The organism is Kitasatospora sp. NPDC004614 (assembly GCF_042873675.1).
GTDB lineage: Bacteria > Actinomycetota > Actinomycetes > Streptomycetales > Streptomycetaceae > Kitasatospora.
The window spans coordinates 144,895-166,157 of sequence record NZ_JBIALR010000002.1 but is presented as its reverse complement, the minus strand read 5'-3'; the positions used below and the strand labels follow the sequence as shown (position 1 = coordinate 166,157).

Genomic DNA, 21,263 nt, shown 5'->3' with positions numbered 1-21,263 from the left:
CGCAAGCCTCTGACCTGCGGTTTTGTCCGGGTGATTTTTTCGGGCCAGCAGCCGGAAGGCCCCGCGCCCACCCTTCCGCGTCTCTCCCCGCGAGATCGGGCCGGAGGTGATCATGGTCGGAGCGGTGTACGGCGCCGCCTCGTCGGGCGACCGGCGCTCGGCGCTGGAGGCAATCCGCGACCACCTCGCCCGCGAGCTGGAGTCGACCGAGGGCCCGGCCGCCGCCGTCCTGTCGAAGGAGTTGCGGGCGACGATCGCCGAGCTCGACGCACTGCCTGGCGGACGGGAGGCTGATCCCGTTGACGACCTCTCGGCCCGCCGTGCGGCTCGGCGCTCAGCAGCCGCGGGTGGCGACGTTCCCGAAAGCGGTCAGCAGCGCGGCACCTGAGTTCATCGACCTCGCAGCAACGGCCGGCCTGCAGTTGGACCCGTGGCAGCAGTACGTGCTGACGCACGGCCTGGGCGAGCGGGCCGACGGCGCGTGGGCGTCGTTCAAGAACAGCGTCTGGGTGCCGCGGCAGAACGGCAAGGGCGGCATCATCGAGGCCCTGGAGCTCGGCTGGCTGTTCCTCACCCACGAGCGCCTGATCATGCACTCGGCGCACGAGTACAAGACCGCGCAGGAGGGGTTCCTGCGGATCCGGGAACTGGTGCAGAACACCCCGGAACTCGACCGCCGGGTACACCGGTACTGGCAGGCCAACGGCGAGCAGGGCATCGAGCTGACCCGCGCGGCCGGCGGCGGCCGGCTCCGCTTCCTGGCCCGCAGCAAGGGCAGCGGCCGCGGCTTCTCCGGGGACAAGAACGTCCTCGACGAGGCCCAGGAGCTGAACGGCGATCAGATGGCCGCGCTGCTGCCGACCATGAGCGCGAGGCCGGACCCGCAGATCTGGTTCTTCGGCACGCCGCCGTCCAGCGCGGACGCCTGGTGCTACGGCCTGCGCGAGGACGGCGAGTCCGGTGTGGACCCGCGGATGATGCACATGGACTGGGGCGTCGACCTGGACCCGACGGACGCCGAGGACCGGCGCCGCGCGGCCACCGTGATCGACCTCTGGTACGGGAGCAATCCGGCCCTGGGCCGACGCATCAGCGAGGACTTCGTGCGGGGTGAGTCCCTGCCGTCCGGGCTCGGTCCGGCGTTCATCGTCGAGCGGCTGGGTGCGTGGCTGCCGAGGATCACGGAGGGCAGTGGTGTCATCGACCTGGGCACGTGGGGCAGCCTCGCCGACGAGGGGTCGCGCCGCGCCGGCGACATCGCCATGGCGGTGGACGTCACCCCGTCGCGCGACTTCGCGAGCATCGCGGTGTACGGCCTGCGCGAGGACGGGCTCGGCCACCTGGAGGTCATCGACCGCCGACCTGGCACCGCCTGGCTGGTCGACCGAATCGCGCAGCTGGCGGCCCGCTGGAACCCGGTGGCCATCGCCCTGGACACCAAGGGCCCGGCCGGCTCGTTGCTGGTCGACCTGGGCAAGAATGGCATCGAGCCGCCGGAAGACGCCGACGAGCCCGCGCGCGGCGACCTCGCGATCCCGACGTCGCAGGAAGTCGCGGCCGGCTGCGGCCAGTTGGTCGACGCGATCACGCAGGGCACGCTCCGGCACATCGCGCAGGAAGAGCTGGAACAGGCGATCCGCGGCGCCAAGTCGCGGCGCCTGGGCGACGCGTGGGCGTGGGGCCGGCAAGTCTCGACGGTCGACATCTCGCCGCTGGTCGCGGCGACCCTGGCCCGCTGGGCGTACGAGTCGCGCGCCCACCTGGTGGCCGACGCGGACTACGACGTCCTCGACTCCGTGTTCTGAGAGGGGGCGTTCATGCGCGAGATCGCTACGACGGTGCTCGACGTGCTGGGCCTGCTGCTGTTGGCCCTTGGCGCGGGGGCCGCACTGTTCGGCCTGATCGGCTGGTCGGCGGCTGCCGTGTCGGGCGGGGTGATCCTGGCCGGGTCATGGGTGGCGGCCCGGCCAGGGCAGCGGCCGGGCGGTGAGCAGTGAGCCTGTTCTCCCGACGAGGCATCTCGGGGCCGCCCGCTGACCAGCTGCTCGCCGGGCGGACGGGCGCGCGGACGTCCGGCGTCGCGGTGACCAATGCGACGGCGCTGCGGCACAGCGCGGTGTGGGCGTGCCTGCGGCTGCGCTCGAACCTGATCTCCACCATGCCGGTCGACCTGTACCGGCGGGTCGGCGGCATCCAGGTCGAGGTCCCCAAGCCCCCGGTTTTGGTCAATCCGGGTGGCGATCAGGTTGACATGCAGGAGTGGCTGTACAGCAGCCAGTTCGACCTCGATCGCGGCGGGAACTGCTTCGGCTTGATCACCGCCCGGGACGGTCTCGGTTTCCCCGCCCGGATCGACCTTGTCCCGCTCGACCAGGTGACCGTCAAGGGCAGCGGCGGCCAGATCACGAAGTACAAGATCTGTGGCACGGACTACGAGCCGTCCGAGGTCTGGCACGAGCGCCAGTACACGGTGTCCGGCATGCCGCTGGGCCTGTCTCCGGTCGCGCATGCGGCCTGGTCGATCACCGAGTACTTGTCCATCCAGCAGTTTGCTCTGGACTGGTTCGGCGCTGGCGGGATGCCCGCGGCGATGCTCCGCAACACCGCGAAGACCCTGGACCCCAAGCAGGCTGCCGAGGTCAAGAACCGGTTCAAGGCGGCAACGGCCGGCCGGGACCTATTCGTCACCGGCATGGACTGGGAGTACAAGATGATCCAGGCCGAGCAGGCCGGATCGAACTGGCTGGAGGCCAAGGGCTACGGCATCACGGACATCGCGCGGTTCTTCGACGTGCCGTCCGACCTCATCGACGCCGCCGCGATGGGTGCGTCGATGACCTACGCGAACATCTCGCAGCGCAACCTCCAGTTCCTGATCATGAACCTCGGACCGGCGGTCGTCCGCCGGGAGAACGCGCTGAGCCGCCTCTCCTCCCGGCCCCGGTTCGTGAAGTTCAACACCGATGCCCTGCTCAGGATGGACGCGGCCGGCCGCATCTCCACCCTCGGCCAGGCCGTCAACGCGCGGCTGCTCGCCCCGTCCGAAGCACGTGAGCTGGAGGACCGGCCGCCGTTCACAGAATCCCAACTTGCTGAATTCGACCGCCTCTTCGGCAGCAAGAACCCGCCACCCGCGCCCGCCGCGTCAGGAGTGAAGCCATGACCGATCTGGCCGGCCTGCGGGCCGCCGCCGCCCAGTCCCGCGCGCAGGCAGGACTCGCCCAGCGCGCCACACCCCGGGACCGCCCCGAGTCGCCGACGGTGAAGTTCGGCACCCAGCTCCGGGCGACCCAGGTCGACCGGGACGGCCTGCCGTATTACCTGATCGAGGGGTACGCCTCGGTCTACGAGCGCGGCTACGAGATGTACGACTGGTACGGCCCGTACACCGAGGTCGTCTCCGCCGGGGCTGCGGAGAAGACCCTCGCAGCGAACCCGGACGTGGTGTACCGGTTCAACCATGCAGGTACGCCGATGGCCGGTACCAGGAACGGACGTCTCGAACTCTGGTCGGACGGCCAGGGCCTCGGGAACCGGGCCTACCTCAACCCGAAGCGAAGCGATGTGCAGGACCTGGTCCAGGCCATCACCGATGCGGACGTGCGCGAGCAGTCGTTCCAGTTCCGCATCGTCCGCGGGGTCTGGTCTCCGGACTACACCGAGTACCGGATCGAGGAGTTCGACCTCGACCGAGGCGACGTCGGCCCGGTCACCTACGGCGCGAACCCGCACACCTCGGTGTCGGCCCGCAGCGGTGACTTCCTCGCGGCGATCCCCAACCTGCCGCCGCTGATCGCCCGCGAGGCGTACACCCTGCTGTCCGCCCGCACCGACCTCGCGCTGCCCGCCGCCGACATCTCCCGCGGCGCCGTCCCAACCCCGACCGCCGCCCCTGCGGCCCCGGGCGGCCGCTCGCTGAGCCTGCTCCGCACCCAGCTCGCCGTCCTCAAGGCCGAGAGCTGACCCACAACCACTCGCCGTCCGGCAGATCGCCCGGAGGCAGCACGCCAGCACGCCGGAAGAGCATCCGGCCGCTGCCGCACATCACCCGATCTGACGGAAGGACCCAGACATGGGCAAGGGAATCGACGACCTGATCGCCGGCATCGAGGTCGAGCTGGAGGCCGCGCAGAAGCGCGGCGCGAAGGCGATCAAGGAGGTCGAGCTCATCATCTCCAAGGCCGGCGAGGAGGGACGCTCGAACCTCAGCCTGGAGGAGGACACCCGCGTCGCCGAGTGCTTCGCCGCCCGCGACCAGGCCAAGGCCGACGTCGCCGGCATCGAGGTCAAGCTCTCCAACGCGCGCAAGGTCAAGTTGGACGAGGAGGAGCGCGCCGCCCAGCAGCGCACCGTCGCCACGACCGACACCCGTCGCGCGGCCTACGACCAGGTCGCCCGGATCGGATCGGAGGAGCGGACCTACCGCCCCGACACCGACCCGCAGGGCAAGGGCTTCCTGATGGACGTCTCCCGGCAGTTCGTCCACCAGGACGTCGAGGCCGCGTTCCGGCTCTCCCAGCACATGCGCGAGGAGCGAGTCGAGCGCGCCCAGTACCTCCAGCGCGCGACCTCGACCGGCAACTTCAGCGGCCTGACGATCCCGCAGTACCTCACCGACCTGTACGCCCCGGCGACTGCCGCCCTGCGGCCGTTCGCCGACGCGTGCAACCGCCACCCGCTGCCGGACGCGGGCATGTCGGTCAACATCTCCCGAATCACCACGGCTTCCTCGGCGGGGATCCAGGCGAACGAGAACGACGCTGTCGCCGAGACGGACATGGACGACACGCTGCTGACCGTGCCGGTCCTCACCGCGGCCGGACAGCAGTCCGTGTCCCGGCAGGCGATCGACCGCGGCACCGGCATCGAGGACGTCACGATGCAGGACCTGTTCAACCGCGTCGCGACCGTCCTCGACTCGACCCTGCTCAACAAGGCAGGGTCCGGCCTGTCCGCTTCGGCCACCCCGGTGTCCTACACCGACGGCACGCCGTCCGGCGCCGAGTTCTACCCGAAGATCTTGGGGGCCGCCGCTGGCGTCGAGGCCGCCCTCCTCGCGATGGGCAAGCCGGACATCGCCGTGATGCACTCCCGCCGCTGGTACTGGCTGTCGAGCCAGATGTCGAGCGTCTGGCCGATGATCAACTGGAGCAACCTGCCCACCGAGGCCGGCATCGCCGGCGTCGCGAACGCGGGCAGCTCCTACAACTCGGGCATGCGCGGCGTCCTGCCCTGCGGCCTGCAGGTCGTCGTCGACAACAACATCGCGACCAACCTCGGCGCGGGCTCGAACGAGGACGAGGTGTACGTCGTCCCGTCCTCCGAGTGCCACCTGTGGGAGGACCCGAGCGCCCCGATGTTCATCCGCGCCGAACAGCCCAAGGCCGCCAACCTGGGCGTCCTGCTCGTCGCCTACTCCTACTTCGCGTACACCTTCGGCCGGTACGCCAACGGCATGCAGAAGGTGTCCGGGACGGGCCTGGTCACGCCCACGTTCTGACCCGCCTCAGGCCGGGCCCCACCCCAGGGGCCCGGCTGTCCCCGTCCCGCAGACAGGAGTCCGCCATGTCCGTCCGTCCCGTCCTGGGCGAGGTCGCCCTCCCTTCCGCCGCCCGCGGCTCGGGCACCGTCACCGCCGGCCCGGTCGCCGCGGCCGGTCAGGCCACGGTCGCCCTGCTCGCCGTGCACTGCACCGCCGCGTCCGGCACCACCCCGACCCTTGACGTCTCCCTGGAGGAGAGCGCCGACGGCTCGTCCTGGTCCGCCATCACCGGATCCGCCGTCACCCAGATCACGGCGGCCGGCAACCGGCTCGCTACCGCGCTGGTCACGAAGAACTACGTCCGGGTCACCGGCACCGTGGCCGGTACGACCCCGTCGTTCACCTACTCCGCGTCCCTGCTGTTCCTGCCGAACTGAGAGGAGAGACCCGTGCGGAACGAGAACATGATCGCCGGGTTGCTGCGCGAGCGTGAATCGTACGAGCGCCGCGGCCTCGCCAACCGCGTCGCCCTGGTCGACGAGCAGCTCGCGTACTACGGCCACACTCCACTGGCCGCCGCGGCCGAGGACGCCGGCGACCCGGTGCCCGAGGGCCGCACTGCGGACGCCGGGCAGCAGACCGCGGACGGCGCCGACGCTGACGAGGTCAGGCGCGGCCGCGGACGGCCCAAACTGCCCCGCGACGCGGCCGGCAACATCGTCCGGAGCTGACCCGCAGTGGCCGTCACCGACTACGTGACCCTCGCGGACATCAAAGAGGCCCTGAAGATCGAAAACAGCGACGCGACCCGCGACAACCTCCTCGGCAAGGCGATCCGGGCCGCCAGCCGCGGCATCGACCGCGCGTGCGGTCGGCGCTTCTACCGGGACGACAACGCCACGCCCCGCACATACAGCCTGCACTCCCGGGTCACCTACGACGAGTGGGGTGCCCTGCTCGTCGTCGACGACCTCAGCACCACCGAGGGCCTGATCGTCGAGACCGGCACCGGCGGTGCCTGGACGGCAACCACCAGGTACGACACCTTCCCCGAGAACGCGGGCGCCGACGGCTGGGCCATCACCGGCCTGCGCCAGCCCTACGGCTACTGGGGCTTCGGGCCGACCTCCCGCGTCAGAGTCACCGCCCGATGGGGCTGGCCGGCGGTACCTGACGACGTCGCTCAGGCTGCCCTCACCCAGGCCATGCGCCTATTCAGGCGCAAGGACAGCCCTGAGGGCGTCACCGGATCCGCCGAGTGGGGCGTCGTCCGGCTGTCTCGGCGCGACCCCGACGTGTGGAACCTCATCGAGCCCTACGTCCTGAGCGGATTCGGTTAGAGGAGGAACCCACCCCATGCAGGTCTCCACCGTCCGCAAGGCCCTCGCAGCCGCCGCCCGCACCGTCGTCCTTCCGTCAGGTGTCCCGTCGCTCACCTGCACCGGCTTCGTCCCGGACAGTGTGACCGAACCGCACTTCTTCGTCGGCGAGGTCGCGGTCACCTACGACACGGCGATGAACCGCAGGCAGGACGAACTGGAGATCACCTGCCGGGTCCTGGTTGGCCGTCAGGACGACGAGGCGAGCCAGCTCGTCCTCGACGCGCTGCTGTCCGGCGCGGGCCCGGCCTCTCTCAAGGCTGCGATCGAGGCGGCGCGCGGGGCGCCGGGCGAGCCCGCCCTCGGCGGCCTCGCGGACGACTTCCGCCTGGAGCGCGTCCAGGGCTACCGCTGGTACGAGCACGCCGGGATCCAGTACGTCGGCGCCGAGCTCATCATCCATGTCTGGGGAGATGGGAGAATCTGATGGCAGCCCAAGTACTCACGGACGTACGCCTGTTCGCGGTCGGCGCCGACTTCTCCGGCGCGTCGAACAAGGTCGAGCTGAAGTCCGCAGCCGAGGAGAAGGCGACCACCAACTACCGCTCCGGCGGCTTCGGCGAAGTCATCGGCGGCATCCGCTCCGGCGAGCTCTCCGGCGCCGGGCTGTGGGAGGCCGGCGACCCCTCGAAAGTCGACGATGCCTCGTGGTCGCAGCTCGGCGGCCGCGGCCCCTGGACCGTCGCCCCCAGCGAGGCCAACGTCGGCCAACTCGCCTACCTGCTCTACGGCCTGCGCTGCGACGTCAACCTCGGCGGCTCCGTCGGAGACGTCGCACCGTGGCAGGCCAAGGTCTCCGGGTCCTGGCCGGTCGCCCGCGGCCAGATCGCCCACCCGCCCGGCACGGCCCGTACCTCCTCCGGCACCGGCACCGCGCTGCAGCTCGGCGCCGTACCCGCCGGCAAGCGTCTGTACGCCGCGCTGCACGTCCTGTCCGCGGCCGGTACAACCCCGTCCCTGACGGTGACGGTGGAATCCGACGACGCCAACGGCATGGCCAGCCCCGCCGCCCAGCTCACCTTCAACGCCGCGACCGCCACGGGCGGGCAGATCCTGCGCACCGATGGCACCGCAATCACCGACACCTGGTGGCGCGTCAGCTGGGCCGTCACCGGCACCACCCCCTCGTTCCTGTTCGCCGCCGCCATCGGCATCGCATAAGGAGGCCGCACCGTGGCGTTCATGGTGCTCACCGCGTCGTTCCTGTCCATCAACGGCGTGGACCTGTCCGCGTACTGCAAGAAGGTCGAGCTGAAGACTGAGGTCGACGAGAAGGACATCACGACCTACGGCAGCCTCGGCTGGAAGACCGTCCTCGGCGGCATCAAGTCCGGATCCGTCTCCGCCGACTTCATCCAGGACTTCGCCGCCACCAAGCTCGACAGCATCCTGTGGCCCCTGCTCGGACAGGTCGTCCCGTTCGAGATCCGCGCCGACCAGGCCGCCGTCGGCGTCAACAACCCCAAGTACTCGGGCAACGTGCTGATCAAGGAAGTCAACCCGCTGCAGGGCGGCGTCGGTGACGAGGCCACCACCGGCGGCAGCTACCCCACCTCCGGCGCCGTCACCCGCGCCACTACCTGATGGCCGACGACCCGCCGATCGGCCTCGGCGCCACCATGGAAGGCTGGGACGCCGTCCTGCGCGCCATCCGGGCCGAAGAGGACGGCAAGGACCTGCGCAAGGAACTCGCCAAGAACCTCCGCGAGGAGCTGAAGCCCGCGGCGGCCGAGGCCAAGACCGGCATCATGTCGATGTCCGCCTCCATGACCGAGTCGCCCGGCCTGCGGTCCTCCATCGCGAAGAAGATCCGCCCAGAGGTGAAGCTGGGCGGCCGCTGGACTGGTGCCCGCGTCAAGGCACGCAAGATCCAGGGCATCCGGGGTTTCGCCAACGCGCCGAAGAGGACCCAGCGCGCCGGCGGCTGGCGCACGAAGAACTTCGGCCGCGACTCCTGGCGGACCCAGCACGGCAAGGTCGACTGGTTCGACCGCGCGATGCAGCCCGAGTCCCCCCGCTACAAGGCCGCCGTCGCTGCGGCCCTCGAAGCCATGGCCGCGCGGATCGCCGCCCGGTCCCGATAGGAGCCCCGTGTACCTCGTCTACAAGCCGGAGGGCTCCGCCGAGCCCACCCGCTGGAAGTACGACCCGAAGCGGCTGATGTCGCCCGAGATGGAGAAGCTGGAACGCCTCACCGACCGCACCTACGGGCAGTTCGTCTCCGACGTCCAGTCCGGCAGCGCTCTGTGCCGTCGGGCCCTGCTGTACGTCTTCCAGAAGCGGCAACACCCGACGTTGAAGTTCAACGAGGTGACGATCTCCTGGGGCGAACTCGACTTCGAGTACTCCCGTGCCGAGCTGCTGGAGATCCGGGCCGACGTCGCCGAGAACGCGTCCGCAGACAAGCGCGACTCCATCCTCGCCAAGATCGATGAGGAGATCACCGACGCGTTCGACGACGAAGACCTGGGAAAAGCAGAGCTGCCGAGCGGCGACTGAAGCAGCTCGGCAACGCCGCCCACCTCCTCGGCATCCGGCCCTGGGAGTGGTCCCTGCTGACCGTCGAGGAAGCCGATCGGATCCACGACTGGCTCGACGCCTACAAGCAGCAACTCGACGACGCCGAAGCACGCATGAGGGGGTGATTCGTCATGGCCTCCGACACCTCGCTGGTCTTCAACTTGGTGGCCAAAGAGAGGGTCAGCGAAGGGCTGGCCAAGGCCAAGGACAAGATTTCCAACGCGGCCACCGGCATCGCCGCGACGGTGGCCGGCGCCCTCGGCAAAGGCGTCGCCGACTCGCTCGACGCCAGCGCGATCACCTCCAAGATGGCGGCGTCGATGGGCGTCACCGGCCAGGACGCCGCCGACTTCGGCAAGCTGGCCGGGAAGCTGTACGCCCAGGGCATGGGCGAATCCATGCAGGACAGCGCCGATGCGATCAAGGGGCTGTGGCAGTCCGGCCTGGTCGACGGCGGCCTGGACGACCTGGAGGCGCTCGCCAGCAAGGTAATGACGGTCGGAAAGGTCTTCGACCAGGAGTCCGGCGACATCACCCGCGGCGTCTCCCAGATGATGAAGACCGGCCTCGCGCAGACCACGACCGAAGCCCTGGACATCATCACCGCCGGCTACCAGGCCGGGGCCGACAAGGCCGGCGACTACATGGACACGCTCAACGAATACGGCGTCCAGTTCAAGAAGTTCGGCATCGACGGGGCGCAGGCGACGGGCCTGATCGCGCAGGGCCTGCGCGCCGGTGCCCGCGACGGCGACCTCGTCGCCGACAGCATCAAGGAGTTCTCGCTCCGGGCCGTCGGCGGCGGAACCGCAGTCGATGACGCCTTCAAGGGCCTCGGCCTGAGCGCCAAGAAGATGGCCGCGGACATCGCCGGCGGCGGCCCGCAGGCGAACGCCGCCCTCGACGCGACCCTCGACCGCCTGCGGGCAGTCAAGGACCCGGTCGAGCAGGCAAGCATCGCCACCGCCCTGTTCGGCACCCAGGCCGAGGACCTCGGGCAGGCGCTCTTCGCCCTCGACCCGAGCGAGGCCGTAGCGGGCCTGGGCCAGATCCAGGGCGCCGCCGACCAAGCCGCGCAGACCATCGGCAACAACCCGGCGGCCGCGTTGGAAAAGTTCAAGCGCGAGACCATGCAGAAGCTCACCGACATCGGCGGCCAGCTCGTCAACTGGGGCATGGCGCACGCCGAGTACGTACAGCCCCTGGCAATCGCGCTCGGGGCTGTGGCCGCGACGATCCTGGTGGTGCAGGGCGCGACGATGGCGTGGACCGCGGCCCAGCAGGTCTGGAAGGGCGTCCAGCTCGCGAGCACCGCGGCCCAGTGGCTGTGGAACACCGCGATGTCAGCGAACCCGATCGGGCTGATCATCATCGGCGTCGTCGCGCTGATCGCCGCGATCGTCCTGCTCTGGCAGCACTCCGAGATGTTCCGCGACATCGTCACCGGCGCCTTCAGCGCGGTCTGGGACGGCATCAAGTGGGGCTGGGACTGGGTGTCGAGGAACTGGCCCCTGCTGCTCGGGATCCTCACCGGACCGATCGGCATGGCGGTCTGGGCGATCGTCCACTACTGGGACGACATCAAGGCAGGCGGCATCGCACTTTGGGACTGGCTGTCGTCGCTGCCGCAGCGGATCGCCAACGCCTTCTCCAGCCTCGGCAACATCATCCTCGCCCCCTTCAAGGAGGGCTTCAACTGGGTCGCGAGGGCCTGGAACAACTCCGTGGGCAAGCTCTCCTTCAGTGTCCCGGACTGGGTGCCCAGTATCGGCGGCAACAGCCTGTCCATGCCGAAGATCCCCATGCTCGCCAAGGGTGGCCACATCACCGGCGCGGGCACGGTGATCGTCGGCGAGGCCGGCCCCGAGGTGCTATCGCTCGGCTCCGGGGCAACCGTCACCCCGCTCAGCCGCGCCGGCACCGGCGGCGGCACCGTCATCATCCGGCTTGAAGCCTCCGGCGCCGACAGCGAACTCCTGCGGCTGCTACGGAAGATGGTCCGCGTCGAGGGCCGCGGCAGCGCGCAGGTCGCGTTCGGAACCGGCTGAGAGGAACACGCATGGCCTTCCCGCAGACCCCAGTCCCCGTCGTCGTCGAGCTGCAGATCGGCGGCACCTGGACGGACATCACGTCCGACGTGTACGTGCGCGACGGCATCAAGATTTCGCGGGGCCGGGCCGACGAGGGCTCGCGGCCCGACCCCGCGAAGTGCTCGCTGACCATCAACAACCGGTCCGGCAAGTACTCGCCGCGGAACCCCCTGTCGCCGTACTACGGCCTGATCGGCCGCAACACGCCGATCCGCGTCTCGATCCCCTGGGGAGCGACGTACCTGCAGCTCCCCGGCACTGACGGCGCGGCGGCCTCCACCCCACACACCGCGGCGCTCGGCATCACGGGCGACATCGACGTCAGGGTCGACTGCACCCTGCGGGACTGGTACCTCAACCAGGTCGTACTCGTGTCCAAGTCCAGCACAGCCCCCGGGCAACGCAGCTGGAGCCTGCTGATCAGCCGGACTGGCCAGCTCAGCTGGGCATGGTCGACGACCGGCACGTTCATGACCTCGCAGTTCACCATGGACAGCCCGATCCAGATCCCCGCCAATCGTCGTATCGCCGTCCGCGTCACGCACGACGTCGACAACGGTGCGGGCGGCTCGACCGTCACCTTCTGGACCGCCGCAGCCATCACCGGCCCCTGGACCGCCGTCGGATCCGTCACCGGCAGCAGCACCACGAGCATCTTCAACTCCACCTCGCCCGTATGGATCGGGGACACCCCGGCGCTCGACGAAGGCGGCCCCGCCACCGGGCGTATCCACGCCGTCCAGATCCACAACGGCATCGGCGGAGTCCTCGTCGCCAACCCCGACTTCACCGTCCAGACGCCCGGTGCGACATCCTTCACCGACGCGGCCGGCCGCACCTGGACGGTCTCCGCCGCCGCTGAACTGACCAACCGGCAGCCCCGGTTCATCGGCGAGGCCTCCGAGTGGCCCCAGCGCTGGGACCTCTCCAACTCCGACGTCTGGGTCCCGATCCGCGCCGCCGCGATCAAGCGCCGCGCCGGCCAAGGAAACTCACCCCTCGACTCTCCGCTGCGCCGCAGCCTCGTCGCGAGCCCGGTGACCGTCGCGTACTGGCCGTGCGAGGACGGCCGGGACGCCACGCAGGCCGCGAACGCACTGTCGGGCGGCACGCCGCTCGCGGCATCCGGGCTGTCGTTCGCGGCCGATGACACGCTGCCCGGGTCGCTGGCGCTACCCACAGCGTCGGCGTCGGCGTCGATCTCCGCCGCCGTCCCGGTCGCCTCGACCGGGACATGGCAAACCGACTGGCAGATGTGCATCGACACCGCTACCGGATCCGACCAGACTTTGATGCAGATCACCAGCACTGGCACCGCCGCCACCTGGCGTATCACCCTGGACGCCGGCGCCGTACGCGTCTACATCTACTCCGCGTCCGGAACCCTGCTGAGCAGCAGCGCGGTCTTCCCCGAGGGCCTGGTGGGCGGCGGCTGGCACTCGATGCAGCTGTCCGTCAACTCGGACAGCGGCAACATTATCTGGTCCGTCAGCTGGTTCCGCCTCGACGGCACCTACGCCAACAGCGCGGACGGCATCTTCGCAGGAACAGGTGGCAACGCCACGGCCATCAACACCACCTTCGGGCCCGGCCTGGCCGGTCTGCGCATCGGCCACCTGGTCATCCGCTCCGGCCGCGTCGTGCTCTCGCAGGCCCCGGCTCGCGGCTACTCGGGTGAGAGTGCCCAGGGCCGGGCCCTGCGGCTCGCCGCCGAGACCGGTACGCCGCTCGCGATGGGCGGTGCCGTCCCGGCCGACACCCTGATGGGTGTGCAGCGGCCCGCCACCCTCCTCGATCTCCTCGATGAGGCCGCCGAGTCCGACGGTGGAGCCTTGGGTGACGACATCGAGCTGATGGCACTGTGCCTGCGCGGCCGGGCCAGCATCTACAACCAGCCCCCGGCGCTGGCCCTCGACTACCGGACGGCCGGTCACGTCGCGCCGCCGCTGGAGCCGGTCGATGACGACCAGCACACCCGCAACTCGATCACGATTCAGCGGATCGGCGGGAGCTCGGCGCTCGTCGAGCTGGCGCAGGGCCCGCTGTCCGTCCAGGCCCCACCGGCTGGCATCGGCCGCTGCCCCGGCGGTGGGTCGCTCAGCCTCTACAGTGACGCCCAGGCCGCAGACGTCGCCGGCTGGCAGCTGCACCTCGGGACCCAGAACGTCCAGCGGTACCCGACGATCCGGGTCGACCTCGCTGCTGGACCCGACCTGATCGGCCAGGTGCTGGCGCTTCGCGAGGGCGACCGGATCACCATCACCAGCCCGCCGCCGTGGCTGCCGCCGGAGGCGATCGACCAGCTCGCCCTGGGGTGGGACGAGACGATCGGCGTCTACGACTGGGACATCGAGTACAACTGCATACCCAACCGCCCCTGGCAGGTCGCTCAGCTCGACGACACGGCGCTCAGCCGCCTCGACACTGACGGCAGCCAGCTCGCCGCCGGGGCGACCAGCACTGCCGCCACCCTGTCCGTTGTTACGACCGCGGGCCCCGTGTGGAGCCCGAATCTGGCTGACAGCCCGTGGGACATCGACGTGGCGGGGGAACGGATCACGGTGGCGGCCGTCGGTCAACTCCTCAACGACAACCCGTTCTTCAGCACCGACCTATCAGGCTGGACCGCGCAGGCATCCACCCTCGCCCGCAGCACCGTGGTGGTGCACACGGAAGCGGGCGGGGCGGCGAGCATCCAGATCACCCCCAACGGCACCTCGGTATCCGGCGGCGCGGCGGGCGCGCTCACCGCGCCCGGCACCGTGATCCCCGGGCAGACCTACACAGTGGGCATGTGGGCCTACAGCCCGACCGGCTGGTCAGACCTACGGCCCGCAGTCGACTGGTCCGACGCCGCCGGAACGTTCCTCTCGTCGGGCCTGGGATCCGCCACCGCCGTCCCGGCCGGCCAGTGGACCCACATCCAGCAGACCCTGACCGCACCGGCCGGCGCGAGCCGTGCCACCCCCCGGGCCCGCCACGGCGGCACCCCGTCTGCGAGCGCGGTCTGGTACGCGTGGGCGATCCGCCTGGTCCCCACCGCCTCCGTCGCAACGACCAGCCCGCAGCAGATGACCGTCATCCGGGCTGTCAACGGCATCTCGAAGGCTCTCCCGGCCGGCACACCGGTCGCGCTCGCGGACCCATCCCTGACCCTTGCGCTGTAGGAGGTGCCCGCCATGGCACTGCCCGTACCTGTTCTGCCCGCCCGCTACGCCGGATCGCGGATCACCGCAGCGCAGTGGAAGGCGGACGTCACCGACGCCGCTAACTTTTTTGCCGGCCCGCCGCAGTTCGTCGGCACCCAGTCCGTTGTGCAGTCCGTCGCGGGAAGTACCTGGGTGCCGCTCGGTCTGGACACGACCCAGGTCGACTCGTACGGCGGCCACAGCAACACCGTCAACAGCTCCCGCTACACCGCGCGGGTGGCTGGCTGGTACACCGTGTGCGGGGTGGCCGTGTTCACCGTCAACTCTGCTGGTGGCCGCGGCTCGCGGATCCAGGTCAACGGCAACCCTGTCCCGGGAACGGCCTCCTTCGGTGTGCCGGGAGGCAGTAACGCCGCTGCCGTCGCGACGCCAACTCGCGATGTCTACCTCGCTGTTGGCGATTACGTAGAGATCGCCGGGTGGCAGGGCTCCAGCGGCGCCCTCAGCACCCTCGTCGCCAGCGACGTGTCCAGTTCCCTGTACGCGAGGTTCTCCCATGCCTGAACAACCCGCACTCATACCAGCGCGCACCTGTGACGCCTGTACAGAACCGGCTGTCGTGCAGTGGTCGCGCCGTTCGCTGAACGACCCGGACCACACCGAGGCCGTCTACAGCTGCCCCCAGCACGCGATCGCCCTGGACGCCGCCGCGCACGTCCACCAGCCCACCTGCCCCGCCCCGGACCCGGCCCTGCTGCCGGCCTGCGGCTGCGACCCCGAGCCGCTCCCACCGGAGGAGCCCATGACGGGGGCACCCACGCTGCCTACTGGCTGGGTCGTCCCCACGGCCTGACCCACCCTCACCGTCACCCCGCCGCCGCCCGGCGCCGGGGCCCTCAGCATGCCCTGGAGGTACCTGTGATCGACCCCCGACCGACGGATCCCGACGCGGACTCCGTCCCGATGCTGCTGGTGGACACCGGCAACGGCCCCACCGATCCCGCCGAAGAGCAGCTGCTGCGCGAGCTGTTCGGCGAGCCCAACGCGCAGGGCGTGTACGGCGCCCCGGCCGGCGAAGGGAGCGCGCAGTGAGCGCCGACGTGATGGTCCAGGCGGCCGAACGGTGGCTCGGCACCCCCGAGCCGAACGCCATCCAGACCTGGTACCGCGACCGTAACGGCCCGGCCTACGCCGGAAACTTCCCGTGGTGCGACGCCTCGATCACCCGCTGGTCGGCGGACGCCGGCGAGTGGGACGCGGTCTGCCTCGGCACGGACCGCGCCTACACCCCCGAGCACGCCAACGCGTTCGTCCAGGCTGGCCGCTGGACGTATGGCACCGCCGGAATCCGGCGCGGCGACATCGTCTTCTTCGACTGGTCGATGAGCGGGCGCATCGCGAACATCGACCACGTCGGCATCGTGACTGACGTGCTGCCCGGCGGCCAGGTCGCGACGATCGAGGGCAACACCATGGACGTGTGTGCTCGGCGGGTGCGCGGTCCGGAGGTGATCGTCGGCTACGGCCGCCCCGCCTACGGGCAGGCCGGCCCCGGACAGCGGACCCCGGCTGACCCGCAGTGGCCCGGCCGCCTGCTCCGTCTCGCCTCGCCGATGCTGCACGGCGACGACGTCCGCCGGTGGCAGCAGCGGATGTGGGACCGCGGCTGGTCGATCACGGCCGACGGCTGGTACGGGCCCGCCTCGGCCGCCGTGGCCCGTCAGTTCCAGGCCGAGAAGGGGCTCACGGCGGACGGCATCGTCGGCTCGGCCACTTGGGCCTGCGCGTTCCGCACCGACAACATCACGTGACCGGGCTCGTCGAGCAACTGCTGCACCGCCTCGCCGTGTGGGCCGCCCGGCCCCCGGCTCCCTCAACCTCTCAGGAGACCCCCATGCCCAGAATCCTCGGCCGCGAGCCCGCTCTGTGGCTCGCCCTCGTCGCCGTCGCCGTCAAGCTCGGTGCGGCGTTCGGCTTGCGCGTGACGGACGATCAGCAGGCGCTGGTCAATGCCGCCGCGGCTGCGCTCGTCGGCCTGGTCGTCGCGCTGGTTGTCCACGACGGCCGCGGCGCGGCGGTGCTCGGCCTGGTGCAGGCCGCGCTCGCCCTCGCCGTCGGCTACGGACTGCACTGGTCGGCGGACCAGCAGGCCGTGGCGCTGTCCGCCGTGGCGGCAGTGGTGGCGATGTGGACGCGCACGCAGGTGACTGCACCGGTGCCGCCCGCCCGTCAGTTGCCGCCGATCCTGGCGGTGCGCGAGTGACCACCTCGCCCGATCCGGGTGTCGTCATCTCGCCTGGCCAGATGTACGCGGAGGTACGAAGGATCGCTGACCGGCAGATCAGGATGGACGAGAAGATCGACCGGTTCCTGGAGGACCAACGTGGTCATCGGGAGGAGACCAGCGATCACGAGAAACGGCTGCGCGCTCTGGAGGCCCGGGTGTGGATGGCGATGGGTGCTGCTGTCATCCTCGGTGCCGGATCAGGTGCTGGTATCGCGCAGGTCATGGGCCGCTGAACACCACCGCCCCGCCCGGCTTCGGCCAGGCGGGGCGGCTTCCGTCGTTCTTGGCGTGGCGATACTGGACACTCGCCATGATGACGTCATGGACATCGACCCTCGCGACGCGTACATCGCTGACCTCCAGGCCGCTATTCAGCGCACCATCCCAGTCATTGCCTTCGCTGCTGGTCGGGTGGTCGCCGATGACCCTGGCCACGCAGGGCGCCTGCTGGCTGCCGCTGACGACCTGCGGAACACCGTCGACCGCACCGCGCCGTCATCGACCTGACCTGGCGTCACGGGTCTGCGCTGAGCATGGACACCCCAAGCGCAGCGTGGGTGACGGCGGCCAGGCAAAGCTCAGCCGCCTCGCTCGCGCTGGCCGCAACGCACGCCTGCCGTACAGCGCTCAGCGCGCACCGCTCTGCGCTGTCAGCAGCCTCGTCGAGGATCTCGACGACCTCGAGATCACCGCCGGCAGCCAGCTCGTGCGCCCGGGCGATCGCCTCCTCCGGATCGCTCTGCCACAGCATGGCGACCTCATCAACAGCGACCACCAGGTCGCCGCGGGCGGCCTGCTCTGCCGTCAGCGGCGGCACGATGGGGGACAGCCAGGTCGGTGGATCAATGCGGTCCACGATCTCCTGAGCCCGCGCCGCAACGTATCGCACGTCGTACGCGCGTCGGGACTCCGCTGTCTCCCACTGCACTGCGGCCGGCCAGCGCGCGGCGTCCTCAGCGCGGGCCCGGTCCAGCCCGGTTGTGACAGCGGCCAGGTTTACCTGATGGAGCGGCAGGAGCGTGACCTCCACGTCCGCCTGGCCGGGCGGCGCGGCAGCGACCTGCCTGTACACCGTGCTCGCGGCCTTCGCCGCGGACCCCATCAGCAGGGCCAGCGCGGCGATCCGACATGCGTGACGGTGCCGGCGGGCGGGAACGCCCGGGTTGACCGGTGTCATGATCCCCCCTGTGTCCGGCGGGTCCGTTACCGCCGGACGGCCGCCACGGCGTCGGTGTACAGCTCGGCAGTGAGGTCGCCGTCGCCGATTCCGAGTTCGTGCAGCACACCACGAACTACGGCAAGGGCAGCCGGCAACTCTGTTTCATCCACTACGGCCGTCTCAACCTCCAGGTAGGTGCCGTCGATCTCGGGCACCCGCACCAGGGTGGCCAGCACCAGCCGACCGTCTGCGGTGAGGTTGTAGTTCCGACAGCGCTTCTCGAACGTGATCCTCGCGATGTACCCGAGCCCGCGGAAGATGGCGTGGGCGGCATCCGGATCGTCCAATCGCGTTTCGAACTCCGGCTTCGACCCGGACTTCTCGTCCACGCGGGCGCCCTTGTAGGTGAGCACCGTCCTGGTGGAGTCCGGGCCGTGGACGGTGCGGATCCGCAGCTCGCGGTCGGCGTCCATCAGACTGCCCGCTGGGTCGTCGTAGTAGGTGTCCTGGTACACCTCGACCCGTCCGGGCCCCACTGTCTTCTCCAACGCGGCCAACACGCTCTCGGGGTCGCGCACGATCGCCTTCAGTTCGGCCTCGATAGCCACCTGGTCCTCCATCAGATGATGCGGGTGCTGTCCTCGACCATGGCATCAAACAGCCTGCGGAACCCCGCCCACAAGGGCCCATTCGGAGTGCGGACCAGCTTGTACGTCGCGGACTCGTGCCCCTCCCACTCGGCGTCGAACGCCCCCACGTACAGCACCGACCCGAGCCTGATGACCCGCCAGACCGGTAGCGCCCGGTACCGGTAGACCTCCACCCCGCCGGCGGGCACCAGCTCGCGAAGGCGGGCCTCTGCCGCGCGGATGCCGGCCGCCAGGGACTCGGTTGACTCTCCGATCTCGGCGGCGCGCTGCGCGGCGGCCGGGCTGTCCGGGTCGAGCAGGAGCACGCGGAGCCGTGGCGGGGTGTCGCCGTCGCGGTCGAGATGCGGTCTCAGGAGGCTGTTGGACAGGCCGAGAAGTCCAAGTCCGCGGACGGCCAGGACGTCGATCTCGCTGGCGGATCGGGCCGTGCGCTGAATCTCAGCCGCGGCCGCGTCTTGGGACTCGTACACGCGCACGATCTCCGGCCAGGCGGCCAGCTCGAACGCGGTGGAGCTAACGCGCCGTCGAGCAGCGAGGCCCAGAATCTGGCGGGCCGCATCTGGCATGGAGAGGCCATCGGCGATCCGCTCGAAGACGTCGAGCCTGCTGACCACGCGCCGACCGTTCATGATCTCGTTCACGCGGGACTGGGTCATGCCCACAGCCATGGACAGGCGACCCTGGCTGGCACCCGTGTGATGTTGCACGAAGCGAAGCACCGCGCCCATCTGCCGGTCGTGAAGTGCTCGGCGGACGTCGGAGTGCTGCCACGCCAAATCGGGCAGCGTGATCGGCATCAGTGCGGGGGGACTACCCATGGCTGGCCTGACTTCTGCAGAGGGATCTCACCGTGAGATTACCTATGTGGTATCGCTCCTCGCCGGGTTTCGGTCGAACCTGATGAGGTGCCACTTCTTGTATCGCCGTGTTCCGGAGGCCTGCCCATGCCGATCATCCCGGTGTTCGATACTGCTGATCGCGCGGCAGAAGATCCCCTGCCCGATCAGGGCATCAGCCTTGCTCGCCTCCATGGAGAGGCCTGCATCACCTGCGGCTCCGATGAGCCCCCGCTCCACCCCAACGGCGTCCTCACCCTGCCCGGGAACTGCGATGGAGTGGTGCGCGACTTCAACACCGTCGTCTGCACCTCTCATGTGCGAGTCGACCATGAGGGCTGACGCGACTGGCCCCGCCCAGGCCTGGGTGCCGGACCCCACGAGCCGACTGCCGGCGATCGCGTCACGTGCGTGGATCGAGGCGTCCCGCAGGGGCCTGGTCGCCACGTTGCTCGTGACGCCGCCGGTGACGACGGACGTGCGGACCATCACGCGGATCGCCCGGGCCATCGGCCTCGCCAGCCCACACGACGCGATGCCGGACATCAGCGATCGCGTGACCTACACCACGCAAGCGGCCATGCTGCACGTGCCTGGCACGGGGGCCGCGTGGCGGGTACCGGCACCGGACGGGTGGGGTCTCCTGCTGAGGGAGGGCGGTGCCGTCGTCGTGCTCCTCAGCGCTGACCCGCGATCCCCAGCTGCCGCTGGCCACGCTGGCACGAATGCGCACATCCGGGCCAGTCTGGAGGCGGGACGCCTTTGGGTGGGTGGCACCACGTGCCGGCCCGGAACCCGATTGGACGTCGACCATGGCTAACATGCTGCGGTGGCGAGAGGGCCGCTTCGAGCCCCGCCAGATGCCGGCCAACCAGCGCGGTGTCGTCCTGTGGGCGGTTTGGGACACCGACGCCAACGACTGGGTGCGGGACGATGGCAAGCCGTTGGTGCGGTGGTCCCGCGATGGCGCTGCCGACTGGATCAGCTGGCAGCGGGACATCACCGAGCGCCCCTCGGCTTCGTGGTGGCGGAGGTGAACCCGGCCGCGCGCGGCTACTACTACGGCGACCTGCTCCGCACCCACGCCGACGGCACGCCGATCTGGGGCATCCGGCTGCCCAACGGACAGTGGCGAATGGCGATGGACATGGCGGACTTCTACGTCCGTCGCCGCGATGCCGACGACACTGTGGCATGGCTCAACGAGGTCAACGGCCTGACGCCGCCACCAGCCGCTCAGCCGTAAACCAGCTGCCAGGTCTCAACGCCGAGGGCCCGGGCGAGCAGGCGGTTCGCCGGAGCGCCCGGCTTGGTTCCTAGCCGATGAACAGCTGCCACATGTCGACGTGGAGGGCGCTGGCCACCGCGGTGATCTCGTCCAGCCCTGGGTTGGTCTGCGCACGCTCCCAATAGCCGATGGTCTGGCGGTCCAGGCCGGCTAGCTCGGCCAGACGTTCCTGAGTCAGATTGCGTTCGACGCGAAGTCGCCGGAGCCGCCGACCGAACCGTGTCCGCTGCTCGAGCTGCTGCTCGGTAGGGGCTCGACGGGTTCTTGGTGACACCCGTTGACATTCACTCGTACATGATCAAAAGTCTGCATCACACATTCGTCACTTATCGACAATCTGTTCGATAGGCGGGCCCATCGACCGGCCGCTACGGGGGCAGCAGCGAGGCCGCCCAGTCGTCAGGATGACGGACCGTAGTGGTT

The 21,263-nt window shown here is 70.1% G+C and carries 30 protein-coding genes; 25 read left to right on the top strand and 5 right to left on the bottom strand.

What is annotated here, in order from left to right; genetic code table 11:
* Positions 1-112: 112 nt before the first annotated feature.
* The 23 genes from ACFYST_RS06115 to ACFYST_RS06005 all read left to right on the top strand — a co-directional run bounded on the left by ACFYST_RS06115 (position 113) and on the right by ACFYST_RS06005 (position 17,414).
* Positions 113-388, top strand: a complete 276-nt coding sequence (locus ACFYST_RS06115; RefSeq protein WP_387860357.1) for a hypothetical protein — start codon at positions 113-115, stop codon at positions 386-388.
* Positions 348-1,805 (top strand): terminase, encoded by a 1,458-nt coding sequence (locus tag ACFYST_RS06110; RefSeq protein WP_387860354.1) that lies wholly within the window; start codon positions 348-350, stop codon positions 1,803-1,805. The genes ACFYST_RS06115 and ACFYST_RS06110 overlap by 41 nt, the downstream gene beginning before the upstream one ends.
* 12 nt (positions 1,806-1,817) lie before the next feature.
* Positions 1,818-1,997, top strand: coding sequence for a hypothetical protein (locus ACFYST_RS06105; RefSeq protein ID WP_387860351.1), 180 nt, complete (start codon positions 1,818-1,820; stop codon positions 1,995-1,997).
* The gene (locus ACFYST_RS06100) at positions 1,994-3,163 is read left to right on the top strand and encodes a phage portal protein (RefSeq protein ID WP_387860348.1); all 1,170 of its coding nucleotides are present in this window, start codon (positions 1,994-1,996) and stop codon (positions 3,161-3,163) included. Before ACFYST_RS06105 ends, ACFYST_RS06100 begins: the two co-directional genes overlap by 4 nt.
* Positions 3,160-3,963 (top strand): HK97 family phage prohead protease, encoded by an 804-nt coding sequence (locus ACFYST_RS06095; RefSeq protein ID WP_387860344.1) that lies wholly within the window; start codon positions 3,160-3,162, stop codon positions 3,961-3,963. The genes ACFYST_RS06100 and ACFYST_RS06095 overlap by 4 nt, the downstream gene beginning before the upstream one ends.
* A gap of 109 nt (positions 3,964-4,072) precedes the next feature.
* On the top strand, positions 4,073-5,500 hold the full coding sequence (locus ACFYST_RS06090; RefSeq protein ID WP_387860341.1) for a hypothetical protein: 1,428 nt from the start codon (positions 4,073-4,075) through the stop codon (positions 5,498-5,500).
* A gap of 65 nt (positions 5,501-5,565) precedes the next feature.
* On the top strand, positions 5,566-5,919 hold the full coding sequence (locus tag ACFYST_RS06085) for a hypothetical protein (protein ID WP_387860338.1): 354 nt from the start codon (positions 5,566-5,568) through the stop codon (positions 5,917-5,919).
* A 12-nt stretch (positions 5,920-5,931) separates the two neighbouring features.
* The gene (locus tag ACFYST_RS06080) at positions 5,932-6,213 is read left to right on the top strand and encodes a hypothetical protein (RefSeq protein ID WP_387860336.1); all 282 of its coding nucleotides are present in this window, start codon (positions 5,932-5,934) and stop codon (positions 6,211-6,213) included.
* Positions 6,214-6,219: 6 nt separating this feature from the next.
* On the top strand, positions 6,220-6,822 hold the full coding sequence (locus ACFYST_RS06075) for a phage gp6-like head-tail connector protein (protein ID WP_387860333.1): 603 nt from the start codon (positions 6,220-6,222) through the stop codon (positions 6,820-6,822).
* 16 nt (positions 6,823-6,838) lie between these two features.
* Complete coding sequence (locus ACFYST_RS06070; RefSeq protein ID WP_387860331.1) at positions 6,839-7,288, top strand: hypothetical protein; 450 nt, start codon at positions 6,839-6,841, stop codon at positions 7,286-7,288.
* Positions 7,288-8,022, top strand: coding sequence for a hypothetical protein (locus ACFYST_RS06065; protein ID WP_387860329.1), 735 nt, complete (start codon positions 7,288-7,290; stop codon positions 8,020-8,022). Before ACFYST_RS06070 ends, ACFYST_RS06065 begins: the two co-directional genes overlap by 1 nt.
* A 21-nt stretch (positions 8,023-8,043) precedes the next feature.
* A complete protein-coding gene (locus ACFYST_RS06060) occupies positions 8,044-8,445 on the top strand; it encodes a hypothetical protein (RefSeq protein ID WP_387861095.1) in 402 nt (133 codons plus the stop codon).
* Positions 8,445-8,945 (top strand): hypothetical protein, encoded by a 501-nt coding sequence (locus ACFYST_RS06055; protein ID WP_387860326.1) that lies wholly within the window; start codon positions 8,445-8,447, stop codon positions 8,943-8,945. Before ACFYST_RS06060 ends, ACFYST_RS06055 begins: the two co-directional genes overlap by 1 nt.
* Before the next feature lie 7 nt (positions 8,946-8,952).
* Positions 8,953-9,360, top strand: a complete 408-nt coding sequence (locus ACFYST_RS06050; protein ID WP_387860323.1) for a hypothetical protein — start codon at positions 8,953-8,955, stop codon at positions 9,358-9,360.
* Positions 9,361-9,512: 152 nt separating this feature from the next.
* Positions 9,513-11,429, top strand: coding sequence for a phage tail tape measure protein (locus ACFYST_RS06045; RefSeq protein ID WP_387860321.1), 1,917 nt, complete (start codon positions 9,513-9,515; stop codon positions 11,427-11,429).
* Between the two features lie 11 nt (positions 11,430-11,440).
* Positions 11,441-14,638, top strand: a complete 3,198-nt coding sequence (locus tag ACFYST_RS06040; protein ID WP_387860318.1) for a carbohydrate binding domain-containing protein — start codon at positions 11,441-11,443, stop codon at positions 14,636-14,638.
* Positions 14,639-14,650: 12 nt separating this feature from the next.
* Positions 14,651-15,184, top strand: a complete 534-nt coding sequence (locus tag ACFYST_RS06035) for a hypothetical protein (protein WP_387860316.1) — start codon at positions 14,651-14,653, stop codon at positions 15,182-15,184.
* Between the two features lie 55 nt (positions 15,185-15,239).
* Complete coding sequence (locus tag ACFYST_RS06030; protein ID WP_387860314.1) at positions 15,240-15,473, top strand: hypothetical protein; 234 nt, start codon at positions 15,240-15,242, stop codon at positions 15,471-15,473.
* Positions 15,474-15,538: 65 nt separating this feature from the next.
* Positions 15,539-15,712 (top strand): hypothetical protein, encoded by a 174-nt coding sequence (locus ACFYST_RS06025; protein WP_387860311.1) that lies wholly within the window; start codon positions 15,539-15,541, stop codon positions 15,710-15,712.
* A complete protein-coding gene (locus ACFYST_RS06020; protein WP_387860309.1) occupies positions 15,709-16,431 on the top strand; it encodes a peptidoglycan-binding protein in 723 nt (240 codons plus the stop codon). The genes ACFYST_RS06025 and ACFYST_RS06020 overlap by 4 nt, the downstream gene beginning before the upstream one ends.
* An 83-nt stretch (positions 16,432-16,514) precedes the next feature.
* A complete protein-coding gene (locus ACFYST_RS06015; RefSeq protein WP_387860305.1) occupies positions 16,515-16,883 on the top strand; it encodes a hypothetical protein in 369 nt (122 codons plus the stop codon).
* A complete protein-coding gene (locus ACFYST_RS06010; protein WP_387640045.1) occupies positions 16,880-17,140 on the top strand; it encodes a hypothetical protein in 261 nt (86 codons plus the stop codon). The genes ACFYST_RS06015 and ACFYST_RS06010 overlap by 4 nt, the downstream gene beginning before the upstream one ends.
* 88 nt (positions 17,141-17,228) lie before the next feature.
* On the top strand, positions 17,229-17,414 hold the full coding sequence (locus ACFYST_RS06005) for a hypothetical protein (RefSeq protein ID WP_387860302.1): 186 nt from the start codon (positions 17,229-17,231) through the stop codon (positions 17,412-17,414).
* 7 nt (positions 17,415-17,421) lie between these two features.
* On the opposite strand, the gene ACFYST_RS06000 is transcribed toward ACFYST_RS06005, so the two are convergent.
* The 4 genes from ACFYST_RS06000 to ACFYST_RS05985 form a co-directional block, all read right to left on the bottom strand.
* Positions 17,422-18,084: a hypothetical protein gene (locus tag ACFYST_RS06000; protein WP_387860299.1), complete on the bottom strand. Its 663-nt coding sequence runs from the start codon at positions 18,082-18,084 to the stop codon at positions 17,422-17,424.
* Between the two features lie 26 nt (positions 18,085-18,110).
* Positions 18,111-18,686 (bottom strand): class IV adenylate cyclase, encoded by a 576-nt coding sequence (cyaB, locus tag ACFYST_RS05995; RefSeq protein WP_387860297.1) that lies wholly within the window; start codon positions 18,684-18,686, stop codon positions 18,111-18,113.
* Complete coding sequence (locus ACFYST_RS05990; RefSeq protein ID WP_387640055.1) at positions 18,686-19,513, bottom strand: helix-turn-helix domain-containing protein; 828 nt, start codon at positions 19,511-19,513, stop codon at positions 18,686-18,688. The genes cyaB and ACFYST_RS05990 overlap by 1 nt, the downstream gene beginning before the upstream one ends.
* Positions 19,514-19,576: 63 nt before the next feature.
* On the bottom strand, positions 19,577-20,098 hold the full coding sequence (locus ACFYST_RS05985) for a hypothetical protein (protein WP_387640057.1): 522 nt from the start codon (positions 20,096-20,098) through the stop codon (positions 19,577-19,579).
* 275 nt (positions 20,099-20,373) lie between these two features.
* On the opposite strand from ACFYST_RS05985, the gene ACFYST_RS05980 reads away from it, so the two are divergent.
* Both ACFYST_RS05980 and ACFYST_RS05975 read left to right on the top strand, forming a co-directional pair.
* Complete coding sequence (locus ACFYST_RS05980; RefSeq protein ID WP_387640058.1) at positions 20,374-20,589, top strand: hypothetical protein; 216 nt, start codon at positions 20,374-20,376, stop codon at positions 20,587-20,589.
* Positions 20,586-20,798: a hypothetical protein gene (locus ACFYST_RS05975; protein ID WP_387640061.1), complete on the top strand. Its 213-nt coding sequence runs from the start codon at positions 20,586-20,588 to the stop codon at positions 20,796-20,798. Before ACFYST_RS05980 ends, ACFYST_RS05975 begins: the two co-directional genes overlap by 4 nt.
* Positions 20,799-20,868: 70 nt before the next feature.
* Here the strand turns inward: ACFYST_RS05975 and ACFYST_RS05970 are convergent, their stop codons facing one another.
* Positions 20,869-21,114 carry a helix-turn-helix transcriptional regulator gene (locus ACFYST_RS05970; RefSeq protein ID WP_387640063.1) on the bottom strand — a complete coding sequence of 82 codons (246 nt, stop codon included), beginning with the start codon at positions 21,112-21,114 and terminating at the stop codon, positions 20,869-20,871.
* Positions 21,115-21,263: the final 149 nt, after the last annotated feature.

Excerpts from the sequence above, each read along its gene's own strand:
- cyaB (WP_387860297.1), bottom strand. The coding sequence starts at position 18,686 with ATGGAGGACCAGGTGGCTATCGAGGCCGAACTGAAGGCGATCGTGCGC.
- ACFYST_RS05980 (WP_387640058.1), top strand. The coding sequence starts at position 20,374 with ATGCTGCGGTGGCGAGAGGGCCGCTTCGAGCCCCGCCAGATGCCGGCC.
- ACFYST_RS06005 (WP_387860302.1), top strand. The coding sequence starts at position 17,229 with ATGGACATCGACCCTCGCGACGCGTACATCGCTGACCTCCAGGCCGCT.
- ACFYST_RS06105 (WP_387860351.1), top strand. The coding sequence starts at position 1,818 with ATGCGCGAGATCGCTACGACGGTGCTCGACGTGCTGGGCCTGCTGCTG.
- ACFYST_RS06015 (WP_387860305.1), top strand. The coding sequence starts at position 16,515 with ATGCCCAGAATCCTCGGCCGCGAGCCCGCTCTGTGGCTCGCCCTCGTC.
- ACFYST_RS06040 (WP_387860318.1), top strand. The coding sequence starts at position 11,441 with ATGGCCTTCCCGCAGACCCCAGTCCCCGTCGTCGTCGAGCTGCAGATC.
- ACFYST_RS06085 (WP_387860338.1), top strand. The coding sequence starts at position 5,566 with ATGTCCGTCCGTCCCGTCCTGGGCGAGGTCGCCCTCCCTTCCGCCGCC.
- ACFYST_RS06055 (WP_387860326.1), top strand. The coding sequence starts at position 8,445 with ATGGCCGACGACCCGCCGATCGGCCTCGGCGCCACCATGGAAGGCTGG.
- ACFYST_RS06035 (WP_387860316.1), top strand. The coding sequence starts at position 14,651 with ATGGCACTGCCCGTACCTGTTCTGCCCGCCCGCTACGCCGGATCGCGG.
- ACFYST_RS05985 (WP_387640057.1), bottom strand. The coding sequence starts at position 20,098 with ATGTCCGGCATCGCGTCGTGTGGGCTGGCGAGGCCGATGGCCCGGGCG.
- ACFYST_RS06070 (WP_387860331.1), top strand. The coding sequence starts at position 6,839 with ATGCAGGTCTCCACCGTCCGCAAGGCCCTCGCAGCCGCCGCCCGCACC.
- ACFYST_RS06060 (WP_387861095.1), top strand. The coding sequence starts at position 8,044 with ATGGTGCTCACCGCGTCGTTCCTGTCCATCAACGGCGTGGACCTGTCC.
- ACFYST_RS06115 (WP_387860357.1), top strand. The coding sequence starts at position 113 with ATGGTCGGAGCGGTGTACGGCGCCGCCTCGTCGGGCGACCGGCGCTCG.
- ACFYST_RS06045 (WP_387860321.1), top strand. The coding sequence starts at position 9,513 with ATGGCCTCCGACACCTCGCTGGTCTTCAACTTGGTGGCCAAAGAGAGG.
- ACFYST_RS06065 (WP_387860329.1), top strand. The coding sequence starts at position 7,288 with ATGGCAGCCCAAGTACTCACGGACGTACGCCTGTTCGCGGTCGGCGCC.
- ACFYST_RS06095 (WP_387860344.1), top strand. The coding sequence starts at position 3,160 with ATGACCGATCTGGCCGGCCTGCGGGCCGCCGCCGCCCAGTCCCGCGCG.
- ACFYST_RS05990 (WP_387640055.1), bottom strand. The coding sequence starts at position 19,513 with ATGCCGATCACGCTGCCCGATTTGGCGTGGCAGCACTCCGACGTCCGC.
- ACFYST_RS06000 (WP_387860299.1), bottom strand. The coding sequence starts at position 18,084 with ATGACACCGGTCAACCCGGGCGTTCCCGCCCGCCGGCACCGTCACGCA.
- ACFYST_RS06090 (WP_387860341.1), top strand. The coding sequence starts at position 4,073 with ATGGGCAAGGGAATCGACGACCTGATCGCCGGCATCGAGGTCGAGCTG.